We start from the raw sequence: 18,101 nt of genomic DNA, 5'->3' as shown, positions 1-18,101 counted from the left end.
CTTTATAACTTTAAATCGCCAAAAATAGAGAAATAAAGGAACAAAAGGCTATGTCACAGCAAGATTTTATCATTTGGGTGTTTTGTGGGTAGACGATAATTTAACGGCGTTACAGCAAGGCACACGATTACGAAGCCGGGGGCAAGCCACCTAAGATGAGCGATGCCGAAGTCATCACGATGGAAGTGATTGGTGAATTCTTAGGGTTTTCAACAGATAAAGGGATTTGGAAATACTTTTTTGACCACTGGCGCGAGTGGTTTCCGGGACTGGGCTCACGCGCCAATTTTGCTAAACAGGCGGCAAATCTTTGGGTTGTCAAACAAAAGCTGCAAGAGCAGCTGGCGACGTTATTGGGCGCGCTCGACAGACCGGTGCATATTATCGACGGATTTCCCCTGCCCGTCTGTGGGATTCAAAAAAGCGAAAGGCAGCGCCAACCCTTTAAAGGGCAAGCGGATTATGGATATTGTGCCGCCAAGAACGAAACATACTACGGCTTTAAGGGGCATCTGATGATAGATGAAACCGGCGTAGTCACGGGGCTCACGTTAACACCTGCGAGCGTCAGTGAGCGTGAAGCGGCCTGGGATTTGTCGCGTCCGATAAAAGGCTATTTGCTGGGCGATAAAGGGTATTTAGGCGTTGAGTTTTAAACAGGAAATGAAAAAGCAGGGCATTGAGATGATTACGCCGGTGCGTGCCAATATGGATAATCCGATCCCCAGGGAAATCAGAAAGCGTATTAATGACAAACGCCGTTTAATTGAAACCGTGATTGGTCAACTCGCCGGGCAATTTGCTATCGAGAAGTGCTGGGCGCGGGATTTGTGGCATTTGGGTAATCGAATTGCCAGAAAACTGCTTTCTCACACGTTGGGTATTTTTGCCAATTTTAAACAAGGTAAAAGTCAACGCGACTGGCTTCAACAAGCCAACGTTATAAGGATGTTAAAGTCGAGCATCGCGTTAAAAGTAATTTATACCAATCTAATTTCAAGATGCGTGTGATTTCTCTCTGCTAAGCGGGGGAAATCCGGTTTCATAGCGTGTTGTAAATTACAACTTGAAGTTTAATGCGTATAAACTAAATTATTCTACTTATGATTTGATTATTTTTTAAAAATGTTACTGCACTCACATAATCATAAATATTAGAGTTTATTCCTATTGTTATTTTTAGCAAAACTCATAGTCTTTTAACGCTTTTAAAAAACTATAGTTGCATGTATTACAAAGGAAAAACAATATTATGAAAATTAAAGCTCTTGTTGCAGTAGCTGTTTCTGCTGCAATTCTGACAGGTTGTAAGAATATTGATCAGGGAATGCTGGCTCACTCTGGAATGCAATTATTCCAAGCGGCAACACTAAGTGATTCTGATGTCAAACAGTTATCTGACCAAGCATGTAAGGATATGGATGCACAGAATAAAATTGCACCGGCATCCAGCCAATACACTAAGCGTCTGAACAAAATCGCCAAAGCATTAGGTAGTGAAGTTAACGGTACATCGGTTAACTATAAAGTTTATCTGACTAAGGATGTGAATGCATGGGCAATGGCTAACGGTTGTGTGCGTGTATACAGCGGCCTGATGGACATGATGAACAACAATGAAGTCGAAGGCGTTCTGGGTCATGAAATGGGTCACGTTGCACTAGGCCACACCCGTAAAGCAATGCAGGTTGCTTATGCTACAGTGGCTGCACGTACCGCAGCTGCATCAGCCGGTGGGGTCGCCGCACAACTGAGCGATTCTCAGCTTGCAGCACTGGGTGAAAAACTGATCAACTCGCAGTTCTCGCAGCATCAGGAAAGTCAGGCTGATGACTTCTCTTATGATCTGATGAAAAAACGCAATATCAAAACTGAAGGTCTAGCAACCAGCTTCGAGAAACTGGCTAAACTGGGCAGTGGTGAAACCAGCATGTTTGATTCACACCCACCTTCACAGGAACGTGCTCAACACGTTCGTGATCGTATCGTAGCAGATAAGAAATAATAAGTTCTGTACAATACAAGAACAAGATAAGTGATAACGGATTGAAAACCGGCTCCCCCGCACATCATCTCCCATTGGGGGGTGGGCTAACCGATAATATTCCCGTTATCACTTTTTTCAGGTGATTTTAGTGACTTGATTAAATCGCTTCTTCGTCCTGCTCACCAGTACGGATACGCACAACACGGGCAACATCGAAAACAAAAATTTTGCCATCGCCAATTTTGCCTGTTTGTGCAACCTGCATGATTGTTTCGACGCAGGTATCAACAATATCATCCGGTACGACAATTTCTATTTTTACCTTTGGCAAAAAATCCACCATATATTCTGCGCCGCGATACAGTTCAGTATGCCCTTTCTGACGGCCAAACCCTTTCACTTCTGTCACGGTCATACCCGTGATACCCACTTCTGCCAGAGCTTCACGCACATCATCCAGCTTGAAAGGTTTGATAATTGCATCAATCTTTTTCATGAAGTTTTCCTGTAATTACCAGTTGTTACGCCCGAAACCAGAAGTAATCGGGTAGCGCCGATCTTTACCAAAATCACGCTGCGTAATGCGTGGACCAATAGGTGCCTGACGACGTTTATATTCATTGATATCAACCAGTCGGATCACCTTACGCACAATGGCTTCATCAAAACCTTCAGATACCAGATCAGCCACTGATTTATCTTTTTCAACATACCCTTCGAGGATCGCATCCAAAATGTCATAGGGAGGAAGGCTGTCCTGATCCAGTTGATTGGGTGACAACTCCGCTGACGGTGGACGATCAATCACACGCTGAGGAATAGCTGGGGATACGGTATTACGATATTTAGCCAATGCAAATACCATTGTTTTAGGGACATCTTTCAAAGCATTAAAGCCACCTGCCATATCGCCGTACAGGGTCGAGTACCCTACTGCCGATTCACTTTTGTTGCTGGTGGTCAATACCAAACGGCGGCGTTTATTAGACATTGCCATCAAAATGACTGCGCGGCAACGTGCCTGCAAATTCTCTTCTGTCGTATCTTTTTCTGTTCCCGCGAACATCGGTTCAAGCTGTGCCATAAATGCATCAAACATGGGTTCGATGGAGACAACATCAAATTCAACCCCCAGCAACTCTGCTTGTTCTCTGGCATCGTGAATACTCATTTCTGAGGTATAGCGGAATGGCATCATGACCGCCTGCACGTGATCTTTGCCCAAAGCATCCACAGCAATCGCCAATGTCAACCCTGAATCAATCCCACCTGATAAACCAAGCAAAGCGCCTTTAAAACCGTTTTTTTGCACATAATCACGTACGGACAGCACCAGCGCCTTATAAATTTGCGCCAGAGGGGGTAATTGAGGGATAGGATTTGCCATTGGTTCAATGTTCATCTCATTGAAACAACATTGCTCAATCTGTTCCTCAAATGCCGCCATGCGATGGGTTATTTCACCATTGGCATCAAAGACCTTAGAACAGCCATCAAAGATAAGCTGATCTTGCCCACCCACCTGATTAAGATAGATAATTGGCAAATGAGTACGCTGGCAGTGGGACTTCATTAATGTACTGCGGATATTCGGTTTTTCACGATTAAAAGGAGAGGCGTTAATCGACAAGATGATGTCTGCCCCCGCCTGTTTCAAGGCATCAATTGGAGCGTCAAACCACAAATCTTCACAAATCAATAAACCGAGGTTATAACCCTTGAATGGTATAACACAGTGTTGATCCCCCGCTTTGAAATAACGCTCTTCATCAAAAACGCCATAATTTGGCAGTAACTGTTTGAAGTAACGTGCCTCAATTTTCCCTCGCCAAAACAGGGAAAGCGCGTTATAGAGTTTGCCATCCTGTTGCCACGGATGCCCCACCAAAATACCAACCTGAGCGCTTGCTTGTTGCAAACGTACCAATTGTTCACAACAACGCTGATGTAAATCAGAGCGGAATAACAAATCTTCAGGAAAATAGCCAGACAGCGCCAGCTCAGAAAACATGATCAGATCAGCGCCTTTTGCCTGCTGCTCCTGAACTGTCTGCAACATACGTTCGCTGTTGCCTTCAATGTCTCCTACCAACCAATTTAACTGGGCAAGAGCAATTTTAAGAGTACGACTCATAGAATGCGGCTCTCCTGGGCCATAAATCATCTATCTGCTTTACTGAGTTTCAGCAGCAAAGCAATTCATTTCTATTCAGTGTAAAAATTTCTGGGGTAGCAGAAAAGTTATTCCTTAAAATCGTTAGCATCCAGCGCGTGGCGTGCCAGCAATTTATAAAATTCTGTCCGGTTACGCCCTGCCATACGGGCAGCATGGGTCACATTACCTTTGGTTATCTGCAACAATTTACGCAGGTAATTCAGTTCAAACTGCCCACGGGCTTCCACGAATGTCGGCAATGCCGTATTTTCCCCTTCCAATGCCTGAGTGACCAGAGCATCACTAATGACCGGCGCCATCGTCAATGCCACACACTGTTCGATGACATTAACTAATTGACGAACATTGCCCGGCCAACTTGCTGCCATCAGGCATTTCATAGCCGTGGTGGAAAAACTGCGAACAAAAGGTTTATGGCGTTTGGCAGCGTCACGTAACAGATGATTAGCCAATAGAGGAATATCTTCTGCGCGTTCGTTCAAGGCAGGAATTTTCAAATTAACAACGTTCAATCGATAGTAGAGATCTTCCCGAAACTCATTACACTGCATGGCCTTAGGCAGGTCACGGTGAGTGGCAGAAATAATTCTGACATCAATGTCGATATCCCGATTACTCCCCAATGGGCGAATCTTACGCTCCTGTAGCACTCGCAAAAGCTTAACTTGCAACGCCATCGGCATATCGCCAATCTCATCAAGGAACAATGTTCCTCCCTGCGCCGCTAAAAATAGCCCTTCCCGGCTACTGACGGCCCCCGTAAACGCGCCTTTGGCATGACCAAATAATTCAGATTCAAGTAATTGCTCAGGTAAGGCACCACAGTTAATAGCAATAAAAGGCTTCTTCACTCTGGGACTTGCCCGATGAATAGCCTGAGCCAATACCTCTTTACCGGTTCCACTTTGCCCGTTAATCAGAACACTCACACCGGATTGAGCCACCATCTTTGCCTGTTCCAATAAACGCAACATTAAAGGGCTTCGGGTGACGATTTTCTCGCACCATTGTCCATCGATGGCTGGCGTTGATAGTTCCAGCGCATTATCAATAGCTTTATAAAGTGCGTCACGATCAACAGGCTTGGTCAGAAAACTAAATACACCTTGCTGCGTTGCTGCCACCGCATCAGGAATAGAGCCATGTGCAGTCAGAATAATGACAGGCATACCGGGGTGCTGTTTCTGAATCTCGGCAAACAGTGCCATGCCATCCATTTCATCCATGCGTAAGTCACTGATCACTAAATCTACTTTTTCTCTCGCCAGTATGCGTAACGCTTCATGACCACTCTCTGCGGTCATGACACGAAAGCCTTCACTGGTCAAACGCATTCCCAATAGTTTGAGCAAGCCAGGATCATCATCAACTAAAAGAAGATGGGCGGAATTGCGAATTGTCATTATTATTCGGCTCCTTTTTCTTCTGATTTTTCTTCTAAAGGATTGGCTTTCGCGTTTGTTGCGGGTTTGTCTTTCGGTTCTGCTTTATTATCCGATGAAGGGTTCGCGTTAGGAGTAACAACACTACTTTGTTCTTGTTTACGGGAGGAAAGTTGGCGTTCAATATCAGTCAGATTTTCTAGTTTGCGGGACATTAAATGAAGCTCATATTCTAAACGTGCTCGTGTTTCTTTCAGACGATCAATTTTATTATCACTGTCAAACTGGAAGCGCTGAAATTTGGCTCTTTCTTCAGCAAGATTAATTTTCAGATATTGCTGCTCACGCCACAATTGGAATAATGGCCGCAAAACGATAGGAAATTGTGCACTATACCGATTAAAGTTTTCCACCGTTTTACGGCGTTCAGCTAATACAGAAGTCGCCCTGCCAATTAAAATACTTTGCTTAAGCACTTGATGCCAATCAGTCGGCGTCTCTGAGGTAAAACGTTTCGCCGTCTCACGCGCTTCTGCCGAAGACAATCGATCCGTGCAATCAATAAACCTCAACCAATAAAGCCCGTTTTCCATCGCCGCTGGCTTCGCGATGTCCCAGATTGAATCACAATCCTTAAGACGATAATCCGTGACACTCTGCTCTGGCAAGATAGACTGTGCCAGGGTTGTCAAATTGTCTGAGCCACTCGTTTTAACGCATCCTGCCAGCAAATAGGGAACGAACAATAGCAATATGGTCCGTAAGCGCAGGGTCGGAGCACGTGCCAAGATAGATGGCCTGATAGCCGTTTTTTTCATTGGGTTAGCCACAATATTTTGCTGTTCCGTCTCCGTCATAAAGCGGTAAGTAAACCTGTTATACATATTATTTAGTCATTCTCTGCGGTTAATGGCAGTTCAATTCGAAAACATACATCAGCAAATTCGGATTCTACCAGGCAAAGCTCCCCCTGCATTTGTTTAATGCAATCTTGCGCGATGCTCAAGCCAAGACCACTTCCTTTAACGGCACCTTTTCGCTGAAGTTTTCCTTGGTAAAATGGCTCAAAGATCATACTTTTCTCTAACTCTGGGATGGGCGTTCCTGTATTGGCAATGTCAATTTGAAGGTTTTTCCCCACTTGCCGACTCGAAATCCAAATGTTACCGGATTCAGCGCCATAGTGCACTGCATTGGAATAGAGATTATCAATCACTCGTGTTAATAAGCCAGGCTCCGCCCAACAATAATCCATATCCAATTGAATTTCCGTATAAATATTTTTTGCCCGTGCCGGCAATTGATGTGAAAGTACGACACTATCCACAATTTCTTTTAGAGAAACAATCTGATGTTCGGCAGCGCCATCGGCTAATTTGCGGTTATATTCCAATAATTGCTCAATGAGCTGCTGTAAATGCCTGCTACTGCTATCCAAGATACTGACAACTTCTCTTTGGTCTGCCGTCAGAGGCCCTGCAATTTCGTCAGCCAATAACTCCGTTCCTTCACGCATACTTGCCAAAGGGGTTTTCAGTTCATGGGAAATATGGCGTAAAAACTCATGGCGCTGAGACTCAAGCCAAGATAAACGCTCACTCAGCCAAATAATGCGTTGGGCCAATGATCGTAATTCCCGTGGTCCTTTAAAGGAATCAATCTGATTTTCCAATGATTGCCCTTCTCCAAGCCGATTGATCATCCGCTCAATGCCTTTTACTGGCCCAATGATCATACGCGTAAACAAGGTTACCAAGAAGGCACTTAACAAGAATAAAATAAGGCTCTGCCAACCGAAAAATTGTCCTTTATCGGCAATGTCTTTTTGCAGTTGTTCGCCACGGCTAAAAATAATATTACGGGTTTCCTGTACCAAAAGATTATTAGCCCTGGAGAATTCTTCAAGTAATTTAGATGAAGTTGCTTCTGGCGCCCCATTACTACAAGAGATTTGGCTCAAGCCCGACAGTAATTCATTGAATTTCTTCGTATACTCTGTATTAGCTAACATCGCCATCTGATTACCAAGCATATTCATATACTGCCGATATTGGCGTTGATAAAGTTTTTCTAGCCGACTATCGCCTAATACACAGTATTGACGGTAACTACGTTCCATCTCAAGGGCAACGCCAACCATCGCTTCGCTACGGCGGGCATCCACCAGCGTTGAACGATTAATCTCAGCAGCTTGGGTACTAAGCTGATCAAGACTTTGATAAGCCTGATAAGCCAAAACTAATAGTGGCAATAATACTAACCAGAAAGCCATAACAACCAACTGGCGCAATGAGCGTGGAAATAAACGCCATTTTTTCAAAGAAATCATCTCATAACCTGTAATGACATTGATGCTACAGTGACTTTTCTTTTATTGAAAATGGTCAGAATAATAGTTGAAAACGGCGGATAATTGAAACAATCAGTCATTGAAAGCGATGCGGATGCATACATAAACACGGTGGGTTGCCATAATGACGGCGGGACAGTAACTTTTTTTTACCATCCCGCCAGTGAGGATCCTTCATGTGAACATGTAGGCGGTGCCTCACTCCACGTGTCGCCCTGTGTTTGATAAGGCCCGAAGGCGAGTATCATTAAGTTGGACGGTAGGCACCTTACTTTGGCATCATTCTGAGGCTTATGTGGCATGTTTCCACCCAATTGCGGGCCGACATAACAAAGTTGAATGAGCAACTGCTCTGTATTATGCATATTACATGCCAATTTGAAAAGTAATTTTTAACCAATTGATATTATTGAAAATAAATAAAAATATAGACTTATTGCATTTTCTTATCGGTATTTATTCATAATTTAATAAACATTAGTGTCGCCTATTTATGACACTTCACTATAGAAAAAAATTTTATAAATTATATCAATGAATTAAGTGTCTCTTTTTTGACACACCCAAAAACATCATTGTCGCGATATAGAGACACTGCAAAAAAAGCGATAACTTAACATTAATTTATTTTCTATCAATTCTTAATAAGTTTTATTTAAAAACAAGACGAATAAATCTCTTGATGCCCCACAGGGATGAAATGAGGTCAGTATGCTAATCAATGGATTTAATGCGTGACCAAATCCTGTTTTTAAGTTCATCTAATTGTGATACTTGAGTAACTACTACTATTCATTCTATTATAAATAGGTTTTCATAATACTGAGAGTATCAGATGTTGGCGTTCCTTACCCCGCGCTCCGCGCGGGGTAAGGAATACTCCTATCATTTTGAAACGCTATTTATTATGCTGAATTAAAAACAAATTACGATTTAATCTGATAAATTTGGGATAGCTATGCGATTAACTCATGACAAAAAAATTAGGAAATCAATCATTAAACTGTTTACATTTACAGAGCAAATTACCCTACTCAAAAGCTTTACATTAATAAAAAATGAAACTTCCGACGATTTTACTGCTTGGATAAAATGGTTAGCTTATGAAACTCTGGCATCTGTAAAAAGAGTTACTCTATTTTTTATTATAATTGCCATTACATTATATACCAATCTCACTTCAAGATGATGGTTTTAAAATCTGGAAATTATCAGTCAGTCGAGTCGTCAATTCTTTTGCTTTTTCTGGCAAAGTGACATGAAAAAAGTGACGAAGGGTTTCACGAAATGTTTTCGTATCCGGAAAATAAACATTGTTACGCACTTGCTCATTCATATACTTCCACAATCGCTCTATCGGATTGAGGTTTGGGCTATAAGGCGGGAGGTAATGCAACTCAATATTTAGGACATACGCCATCTCTTTCACCAACTCGGCGCGGTGGTAACCCGCACCATCCAGAATAAGATGGATTTTTTGCGAAAGCGGGTAAGTTTCCCTGAGCACCCCGAAAAAATACGCGATGTTTTCAGCATTGATACTCGGATATTCACGGATCACCGTGTCTTCAATGCGTTGTAAATTGAGGGCACCCAGAATATTGAGACGAGTACGACTACCAGTGGTTTCGACGACTTTTACCTGATTTTCTCCGGCTTTCATCCAGCCATAACTGAGCGTTGTGGACTGGGAAGGATGCACCGCATCAATAAATAAGATCGGCTCATTCTGACCCGCTCTACTTTTCAGCGATTGGTAGTCATCAATAAATTGTTGCTGTTTATCTGCATCGAATTTATGCGGCACGCCCTTGGGTTTTTTGTAGCTGAAACCCTGGCGGTGAAGCCATTTCGTCATGCCAGCCACACTGAAAGAAACCTGCCAACGCACTTGGACATAGGCCACAATTTGGGTGGTCGTATGCATCAAATTTGTCGTCAAATAATCAATCAGAGCGGCAGTTTGTTCGGCAGAGAGATGGCTTTCCGAGCCACCATTTTCCGGCGTGAGCTTTTCCTGTGCGATAAAATCTTTTAGGTGACGGCTTACCGTACTCTCATGAATACGTAGAGCCTGTGCAATCATCTGAGCTGTCCAGCCCTCTGAAGCCAAAAGCACGGCCTTGATGCGATCACAGACTCGACTGTCTCGAGTGGTGTCATGCATCAATTCAAGGGCGCGTTTTTGTTCTGGTGTCAGATGAATTTTCATGGTCGCAAGCATGATCGGATTAGGATAAAAAATCAAGCATCTTCAATGACGATTGGTATATATTACATATACCGACTAATCAATACGGATAATAACTCCACTCACAACAGCGAAACCCGCAGCACACCTGGGGTCATGAGAAACATAACAACTTGATAAAGCGTAGAAATCACTCTGAAGTTATTCTCTTAAAGGGACGCGACTGATAGCGCTAGGCTGTGCCCCTTAATATAAATTGATAGTATTATTATCCAGTTGATTTTAATACTGGGACAAAAAGATGGCACGCTACGACATTTCTGATGACGCCTGGAGAGTGATAGAACCTTGTTTACCGCCTGTCCGTTCAGCGCAGGCAGGACGTCCACATGTTGAACACCGTCGTGGGATGAATGGGATGTTCTGGTTTATGTTCAGGTGCGCCCTGGCGCGATTTGCCTGACCGCTACGGTCCCTGGAAAACGGTTTATAACCGATTTAACCGTTGGTCAAAATCAGGCATTATCAACAAGATCTTTAACCGATTACTGTCCATTTTGGATGAAAAAGGCTTGATAGACTGGTCTGAAATTTGTCTGGATGGCAGCAACGTGCGAGCCAGTAAAGACGCCGCCGGGGCGAAAAAAAACATCCCGATATCGCTGCGGATCATGCGTTGGGTCGCTCACGCGGTGGTTATGGCACCAAAATCCACTTGGCTACTGACGGAAAAGGGTTCCCACATCAACCTGATGTTGACGGCGGGCCAAGCCCATGAAAGCCAAACTGCAATCCCCTTGCTCGACGGCATTGGCGTACAACGCAAAAATGGCTTTATGAAACGGCGTGGCAAAGCCGTATTGACAGATAAAGGTTATTCGGAAGGAAAATTCCGCGGCTACCTGCGAAAATTGAGAATAAAGAGCATTATTCCTTATAAAATCAATGAAAAAGGAAATAGTGATGGTCGTGTTCAATTTGATAAACAGGCTTATCATAACGGGAATGTTGTCGAACGTTGTTTTGGCTTTCTCAAAGGAAATCGGCGTATCGCAACACGTTATGAAAAGACAGCGCGGAACGACCTGTCCATGGTGAAATTAGGCTGCATTCGGCTCTTTTACCGGAGATTATATAATTAAGGGACACAACCTAATAAACGCTCACAATCCGGAGCTTCAAAAGTCGCCCTAAGTTGAGCAACGGGAATACTGTTAAGTGCGGACGCTGCCAACTTATTCGCAATGGCATGAGGTAAGATAGCTCTCCAGTGAGCTCTTTTCTTCGTCGACCAGAACGACAGACGCCTGCTGCGCTGCTGCACGCTGCATACCTGCGACCAGTAGACGGGATGAGCCTGTTCCCAGTGAGCGCAAGGGCACCCCTGTAGCATCGTGTAGCGCAATGGCTCCGTCTCCGATCGATACGGCGTGCGCGTCCAGCAATGCCTGGGTGCCACCACCTACAGGCACGCCAAGTTCATTGGCTTTCTGGGTCACAATTTGCAGTGTTGCTGCCAGCTGTACACCGGCCTGATCTCCGAAACCATTTCGGACCTGGCGTGCCGCATTGGCCAATTCAGCACCAAGATTTGGCCGCTCCGCTGTCAGGCGATTGAGTACAGAACCGCGTGTCCATGACAGGTTGGAACTAGCATAAGCCCCGAGCCGGGCTGGGGCTAACAGCAACCGATCCTTCCAGGCAATATTGCGCTCCTGCCCTTGTGCCTGAGCGCGCTGTGATACCAACGACCAGACAGGCTCCAGCTCGCTATCCACCGCCAAACGTAAGCAAAGAACCGTTTCCAGACCCTGTTCAGGTTCTTCGGTGACCAACCCGTTTGCGCGGTTGAAGGCCTGTAAATAATTTCCGTACGAATCTAAGCGCATCAGAGCATCGGGCAACGAGCCAAGTGTCAGCGTGATGCTGATGGGCTGGGTGACATCCAGCCCATAAAAATCAGTATCGGCGAAACTGATATTGCGGCGGGCACCAAGGCAAAGGTCAATCGCATCGAGAATAGTGGTCTTACCGCTGTCTCCTGGGCCAATCAGGCAGTTGAGGCTTGGTTAAGGTTGCCAGCTCAATAAGCGGATAGTTCGGAAATTCTGGATCTCGGCTTTGCAAATTCTGGTCACGGATCTGCTCCTTAATTCTTATTTTCTTCATCTGCAGCGTGATCACAAAAGACATCCATGAAGAAAATCTACAGCGCAAAAAATATATTACGCTCTCAATGAACAAGGATCTAAACAGGGATTCCTACCTTACTGTTTTACCTGCTCGTTTCTTGATCTACCCCCAATTTTGTGGCATATGCGAGGAACACACTGTCTGTATTTTGCTCGTTAAGTTTGCCGGTATTGGCTATAGAGGATTATTCGTGTCACTTAAGCTGGCCAGTGATTAAGAAACTCTAGTATTAACCATGCCTGCTTCTGGCATACAGCAGATAAGCGCGTGACGCTGAAGGTCTGCGAGAGCGAAAAGTGGACCTTACGCAATCCTTTTAAAAGGATTTCTCGCTATGATGTTAAATACTATTACTTTTGTGGATTTTAGTCAGCGGGGAACTTTGTGTTATGAAGTCCAGAATCGGGCCAAACGGAGTGCATTTCTTCGATCGAAATACAGGTCTGAATGTCCTCTTAGACGAACTGCACCCTCAGGAGACGGTTTGGTCGATGTCTCCCCGTCAAGTTTCAGTGGCACTCACCAACCTTTGTGATCTCCACTGTACGCATTGTTTTGCACCCAAGCACAAGGCATTGCTGCATACTAACCAAGTTCTTGACTGGTTGAAGGAGTTGGATACTGAAGGATGCCTCGGCATCGGATTTGGCGGAGGGGAACCAACTCTCCATCCAGATTTCGTCGAAATATGCAAACGGGCTGCGGGGGAAACTCAGCTTGCCGTGACATTCACGACTCATGGTCACCGTTTGTCGCAACAATTAGTTAAACACCTCAAAGGTTCGATTCACTTCGCGCGTATTAGCGTTGACGGGACAGGCCGTACCTATGAAAAACTGCGCGGAAAACCGTTTACCAACTTACTTAAGGGAATTGAATCAATTGCAACATTGTCGTCCTTTGGAATCAACGTCGTGATAAACGAACGTACAGTCTTTGAGCTTGATGCAGTAACTGAGCTGGCGCAACAGTTTGGAGCTAGTGAATTGCTGTTGTTGCCTCAGCAAGCAACTAACGCGGTCGCAAGTATGGATGAAGTGGTCGGCCGAGAGCTTAAGAACTGGGTCTCCAACTATAGAGGAGAGGTTCGACTTGCAGTAAGTGAGGTGGGAGCGTCAGGACTACCCATATGCGATCCTCTTCCTAATGAGACTGGCCTTCGAGCCTACGCGCACATAGAGGCTTCCGGCATATTGCGTATGAATTCTTATTCAACCACAGGTATGGATATTGGCGAAACCGGTGTTCTGTCAGCGCTTAAGCGACTTCGAAATACCTTAGATATTAAATAAGGGGTACAGTAATGAAAATTTGGAGCGGATATGGTTCTGAGCATTCGATGAACTTAGTTCTCATCGGAAAATTCAAGCTAGAGCAAGATGCAGAGAAGGTCGAGAAGGATATTAGCAAGCTCAGAACTCAAGCTGAGAAAGATGATTGTTACTCCATCTCTTTTGATGAGCCAAAGAATCAACGGTTTTCAGACGAGATGCTCTCGTTACTTTGCAGTTTAAAACTCAACACTTTAGGACCAACTGATCTTGGCCAATTCGTGTCGGATCATCATCTAAGTCGTGAAGGAGATAGAATAACAATAACGACTGATGAGGCAGAGGTATCCGCGTTCGTGAAACTGTTTATCGAAGCTGGGGCAAAGGTTGAAGTTTTCTCAGCGCATGACTATCCGTCCGATTCCGACGACGCAAACTAATAGGGGAATGCCGATGCCTGAAGCAAATTGGGATGTATTCAGCAACCTACCCGGTGCAGCAGATGAAAATTTTGAGAAGCTTTGCCGTGCTTTGGTGCGTCGACATTACGGATGTTTCGGGCGCTTCAAGCAACTCGCAAACCAGCCAGGCGTAGAATTCCACCTTGAGTTGACCGAATCTTGTGCTCTCGGAACACCACCGCGCTGGATTGGCTGGCAATGCAAATGGTATGAACTGGCAAATGGACAAGGTTTGGGAGCCCAACGCCGCAAGATAATCGTCGAGGGTATCGAGAAGACGCGCAAATATGTCCCAGGTGTAACTAATTGGAAACTTTGGACACGCCACACCCTGACAAAAGATGACCAAGAGTGGTTTTTCGCACTGGAGAAAGATAGTTTCCCTGAACTTAAGTTGGAGCTGCTGACTGCTGAGGATATAGAGGAACTTCTCGTCGGACCTGGAGCTCTATTTCGAGAGACTTACTTCGGTGAGCTTGTTCTGACACCAGCGCTACTTGCTGAGCAGCATAAGCTCGCTGCGGCTCCGTTCAAACGCCGTTACCAACCAGAAGTTCATGTTGCCGTTGCAGCCGAGGAGAAGGTTCTTAGGCATTTGGGTGCCCAAAGTGTATGGAAATCGTTAGAGACGCTCGCCAGTTCCCTTAAGATAAATTGCTCGGATATTGTTTCATTAACAGGTCAACTCAAAGCTGAACTCAAAGTCGAAGTTGACTCACTCTTGGCTAGAGCCAACGAATCGGCTGATCTGTTAGATGACCTGCACACAGCACTCGGCAGCGGTGACTTCGACGCCATAAAAAATATGCTGGCTGCTAATCCTCCTCAACCGGTGCGCTATGACAGGCTACTCTCGAAGTTGCGAGGGGCTCGTTCAGATGGAGCACCGTTAACCGCAAATCTGGTTGCGGATATCCATGCACTTTCATCGGTGATGCTCAGTCTGGAACAATCGATCAGCGTTCGAGCCGTAGCCGTTCTTGCAGCTGCAGGAGAAGGAAAATCCGAGCTTGCCGTTAAGGTGACGGAGCCAGATGGAGATTTCCCCGGTGGTATCTTGCTACTGGGCAAGAACCTTCACGCAGGCCAGGGTCTTGACGATCTTGTGTCTGCTTTCAAAATATCTGGGAGACCTGCGGAAAGCTTCGACCGATTGGTTGAGGCCGTTGATGCGGCAGGTCAACGCGCGGGCAAGCGCATCCCTATAGTCATTGACGGTCTGAATGAAGCAGAAGACCCAAGAAACTGGAGAGATGAACTCGCCCGAGCGCAGGAGTTTCTGGAGGGCTTTCCTTATGTTCTGCTGGTTGTCACTCTACGTAATGAGTTCGCGCCGATGTGCCTGCCAGAGGACTTTTCTCTAGTTGAGCACAACGGATTCCAAGAAGCCCCGCAGCAGGCCATTGAGAAGTACTTTGAGTACTACAGGATCGATGCCACTGACGCGGATCTACCAATCGAGTTCTTGCAGCACCCATTGACGCTGAAAATCTTCTGTGAGGTGGCGAACCCTCGGCGCCAGCACCTTGTCGGGGTGGAGGCGCTGCCCAGTTCGCTTACAAGCCTATTCGATGCTCACTTCGACAAGGTCGCTGCACGAATTGCTGAGCTTTCACCGGCGGCGCATCGTATCTATCAGGAAGAGGTGCAAGATGTACTACTGACGATAGCGGGGCTCCTTTGGGATGGCAACGCGAGAAGCGTGAAGTTCCAAACGGCACGGGCGGCAGTTGGAGACGTAGGCCGTTGGGACGTCAGCATCATTCGCGCGCTGGAGTCCGAAGGCGTACTCGTTCGAACGACTTCTGGAGAAGGCGTCCAGGGCATCGCGTTTTCATACGACCTGATGGCCGGACATATGATAGCGCATCACCTGCTTGCTAAACTTGACTTGGTGCATTGGCTGCAAAGCAACGAGGGACTCGCGCAGTTTCAATTCCGTGAGTCTGGGTCGCACACTTTTGCCTATGATGTATTTCGGGCTCTGGTTGGCCTGTATCCGCAACATCGTGGCCGCCGCTCGCTTTGGCAAGACTTGCTAGACGAGAATCTAATCATGAACGCCCTGTTGTTGACGGCGCAATCAGACCCACGTCACATCAGTCGAGAAACGGTTGAACAGTTTGCATGCGCGATGCAGGAATCAAAGCCGTTTGCACGATTAGCTTTCAAGAGACTTCGTAGCACCAGGGCAGCAAGAGCGCATCCGTTTGACATGGATTTCACACATGGCGTGCTCTTGGCCATGCCAAATACGCAGCGAGACCTGTTCTGGTCTGAGTGGGTTAGAGAGAGACCTAAGGAAATTGAAGATGACTTTAATTTCCTGTCGTCCCGATGGAAATCGAGTGTTCTAGACGAGCGAGATACTCGTCGGGCACGATGGGTGATGTGGACGTTGACGTCAACGATCAGAAGCCTGCGCGACTTGGCCACCAAGACCTTGTATGAATTCGCAGTCAAGCGGCCAAGAGAGTTTTTCGGGCTGGCTGTCGAGTCGATTGCCGTTTCAGACCAATATGTCACCGAGAGAATGTTCGCCGCAGCCTACGGTGCGGCTTTGACCACTTGGTCGGATATGAATGCTGTGGAGATGCGTGAAGCACTACCCCAAGTTGCTCGTGAGATTTATGAATCGATGTTCGCACCTGGCGGGTCACATCCTACTTGGCATGCCCTATATCAGCAGTACTGCCTGGGAACCATTGCCATCGCAAGGATGGTTGATCCGGCTTGCTTGTCTGAGGACGAGGCAAAGCACCTGCTTCCTCCGTTTAGCCATTTGCCTAATCCGTTTGATGTCTTGCCGCATTACGACTTGGCAGTGATCGAACGTGCAAAAGACGCAGCGATTCAAATGGACTTCGGCAACTACACGATAGGGAGACTAATTCCAGATCGCTGGAACTACGATGATAGCAACCCAGAATATCAACGGGTGCTGTCGGCAATTGTTTCGCGAATGTTGATGCTTGGATATGATCCCGAGCAGTTCGAAGCCGTTGACCGGCAAATGAACTCCGGCCCCCGCATGGGAGAAGACAAACACAAAATCGATCGATATGGGAAAAAGTACAGCTGGATAGCTTACTTCGAGATGTGGGGAATACGATACGCGCAAGGTCTTCTTTCCGAGGACCGCAGCTCTCGCCCATCAGATGCAGATATCGATCCAACGTTCCCACTAGAGGCTGAGAGCATTGATTTGCCACTACCGGCCTTATTCAACGATCAGTTGACAGATGCTGGCGATTGGATTGTAAGAGGTCCGCAATCTGACTATCTAAGCATCCTTGAACTCACAGAAGTTGATGGTATGGCAGGACCGTGGATCCTTCTTGACGGTTTTATTGAGCAAAATGCTACCTCGGATGACCGACAGATTTTCACTTTCCTGCGAGGAGTATTCGTAGATAGCCAAGAAGTTGACAATCTATGTAGGTTGTTCACTAATCTTGAATACCCTGGCAATAGCGCCATCCCTGATGCTCCTGGCTACTATTACACCTATGCGGGTGAGATGCCTTTCTCGTCGATTCCGGGGCTGCTAGTCGCAAATGAACAAGAGGATGATAGCGATGAAAATTTGGTGTCCGCAGACAGATGGTCAGGCAGTGGCGTTGCGGTAGATATCACCGTGCAGGACTACAACTGGGAGAGTTACCATAGCGTGGAGAACCAAAGCAGCGGTGCGAGCCTGCCCTCAAAGCAACTTTGTGAGGCTTTGAATCTCAGGTACCGTGCAAACAAATGGGATTTGCATGATGCTGCAGGTGTGGCATCACTTTACCGCAAAGTTGGCGAATATGGTTCGGACGTCAGTGGCTCTGTCAGCTATCTACGTCGTGATCTACTTGACCGCTACTTGATGCAATCCAGTAAGGTATTGGTATGGCTTATGTGGGGGGAGCGTGGTTTTCATTATCGGTCCAACAAGACGCGCAATTTGCACAGGTATTACGTGAATCACCAACATATTCACAAGCGTATTCATATCCATCAGATAGCTTCGAGTGCTAGTAACCCAAATATTGCGGACGGAGTCGCTATATGAGTTACGACTTCAGAAATCTTTCATCCGCAGACTTTG

At 46.0% G+C, this 18,101-nt stretch carries 14 protein-coding genes and 1 pseudogene; 7 read left to right on the top strand and 8 right to left on the bottom strand.

Features of this window, described 5'->3' with window-relative positions; all coding sequences use genetic code 11:
- Nucleotides 1–50: 50 nt before the first annotated feature.
- Nucleotides 51–894 (top strand): annotated as a pseudogene (locus tag ACSJJG_RS04925) (IS982 family transposase); the annotation flags it as partial.
- Nucleotides 895–1,252: 358 nt separating this feature from the next.
- On the top strand, nucleotides 1,253–2,005 hold the full coding sequence (loiP, locus tag ACSJJG_RS04920; protein WP_481088703.1) for a metalloprotease LoiP: 753 nt from the start codon (nucleotides 1,253–1,255) through the stop codon (nucleotides 2,003–2,005).
- A gap of 139 nt (nucleotides 2,006–2,144) precedes the next feature.
- Here the strand turns inward: loiP and glnB are convergent, their stop codons facing one another.
- The 6 genes from glnB to ACSJJG_RS04890 form a co-directional block, all read right to left on the bottom strand.
- Nucleotides 2,145–2,483, bottom strand: a complete 339-nt coding sequence (gene glnB, locus ACSJJG_RS04915) for a nitrogen regulatory protein P-II (RefSeq protein ID WP_045971762.1) — start codon at nucleotides 2,481–2,483, stop codon at nucleotides 2,145–2,147.
- A 15-nt stretch (nucleotides 2,484–2,498) separates the two neighbouring features.
- On the bottom strand, nucleotides 2,499–4,121 hold the full coding sequence (locus ACSJJG_RS04910; RefSeq protein WP_481088702.1) for an NAD+ synthase: 1,623 nt from the start codon (nucleotides 4,119–4,121) through the stop codon (nucleotides 2,499–2,501).
- Between the two features lie 107 nt (nucleotides 4,122–4,228).
- Nucleotides 4,229–5,566, bottom strand: a complete 1,338-nt coding sequence (gene glrR, locus ACSJJG_RS04905; RefSeq protein ID WP_481088701.1) for a two-component system response regulator GlrR — start codon at nucleotides 5,564–5,566, stop codon at nucleotides 4,229–4,231.
- A gap of 2 nt (nucleotides 5,567–5,568) precedes the next feature.
- Nucleotides 5,569–6,429 (bottom strand): two-component system QseEF-associated lipoprotein QseG, encoded by an 861-nt coding sequence (gene qseG / locus ACSJJG_RS04900; protein ID WP_481088700.1) that lies wholly within the window; start codon nucleotides 6,427–6,429, stop codon nucleotides 5,569–5,571.
- 5 nt (nucleotides 6,430–6,434) lie between these two features.
- The gene (locus ACSJJG_RS04895; protein WP_481088699.1) at nucleotides 6,435–7,874 is read right to left on the bottom strand and encodes a sensor histidine kinase; all 1,440 of its coding nucleotides are present in this window, start codon (nucleotides 7,872–7,874) and stop codon (nucleotides 6,435–6,437) included.
- Between the two features lie 1,201 nt (nucleotides 7,875–9,075).
- A complete protein-coding gene (locus ACSJJG_RS04890; RefSeq protein WP_282885471.1) occupies nucleotides 9,076–10,107 on the bottom strand; it encodes an IS630 family transposase in 1,032 nt (343 codons plus the stop codon).
- 280 nt (nucleotides 10,108–10,387) lie between these two features.
- Between ACSJJG_RS04890 and ACSJJG_RS04885 the strand changes: the two genes are divergently transcribed.
- Both ACSJJG_RS04885 and ACSJJG_RS04880 read left to right on the top strand, forming a co-directional pair.
- Entirely contained in the window at nucleotides 10,388–10,549 is a 162-nt protein-coding gene (locus ACSJJG_RS04885; RefSeq protein WP_481088698.1) for a hypothetical protein, read from the top strand.
- Nucleotides 10,542–11,228 (top strand): IS5 family transposase, encoded by a 687-nt coding sequence (locus ACSJJG_RS04880; protein WP_481088697.1) that lies wholly within the window; start codon nucleotides 10,542–10,544, stop codon nucleotides 11,226–11,228. Before ACSJJG_RS04885 ends, ACSJJG_RS04880 begins: the two co-directional genes overlap by 8 nt.
- Nucleotides 11,229–11,321: 93 nt before the next feature.
- On the opposite strand, the gene ACSJJG_RS04875 is transcribed toward ACSJJG_RS04880, so the two are convergent.
- The gene (locus tag ACSJJG_RS04875; protein ID WP_399478412.1) at nucleotides 11,322–12,095 is read right to left on the bottom strand and encodes a hypothetical protein; all 774 of its coding nucleotides are present in this window, start codon (nucleotides 12,093–12,095) and stop codon (nucleotides 11,322–11,324) included.
- 19 nt (nucleotides 12,096–12,114) lie between these two features.
- Nucleotides 12,115–12,270: a hypothetical protein gene (locus tag ACSJJG_RS04870; RefSeq protein ID WP_189760771.1), complete on the bottom strand. Its 156-nt coding sequence runs from the start codon at nucleotides 12,268–12,270 to the stop codon at nucleotides 12,115–12,117.
- Between the two features lie 398 nt (nucleotides 12,271–12,668).
- Here ACSJJG_RS04870 and ACSJJG_RS04865 point away from each other — a divergent pair, with 398 nt between their 5' ends.
- Genes ACSJJG_RS04865 through ACSJJG_RS04855 form a run of 3 tightly spaced genes read left to right on the top strand, consistent with a single transcriptional unit; the run spans nucleotide 12,669 to nucleotide 18,065 of the window.
- Complete coding sequence (locus ACSJJG_RS04865) at nucleotides 12,669–13,571, top strand: radical SAM protein (RefSeq protein WP_189760770.1); 903 nt, start codon at nucleotides 12,669–12,671, stop codon at nucleotides 13,569–13,571.
- An 11-nt stretch (nucleotides 13,572–13,582) separates the two neighbouring features.
- Nucleotides 13,583–13,990, top strand: a complete 408-nt coding sequence (locus ACSJJG_RS04860) for a DUF6375 family protein (RefSeq protein ID WP_189760769.1) — start codon at nucleotides 13,583–13,585, stop codon at nucleotides 13,988–13,990.
- 13 nt (nucleotides 13,991–14,003) lie between these two features.
- A complete protein-coding gene (locus ACSJJG_RS04855; protein WP_189760768.1) occupies nucleotides 14,004–18,065 on the top strand; it encodes an NACHT domain-containing protein in 4,062 nt (1,353 codons plus the stop codon).
- Nucleotides 18,066–18,101: the final 36 nt, after the last annotated feature.

The sequence above is a fragment of the Xenorhabdus sp. SGI 60 genome, from assembly GCF_056632175.1.
This window is presented reverse-complemented; position numbering and strand designations above follow the sequence as displayed.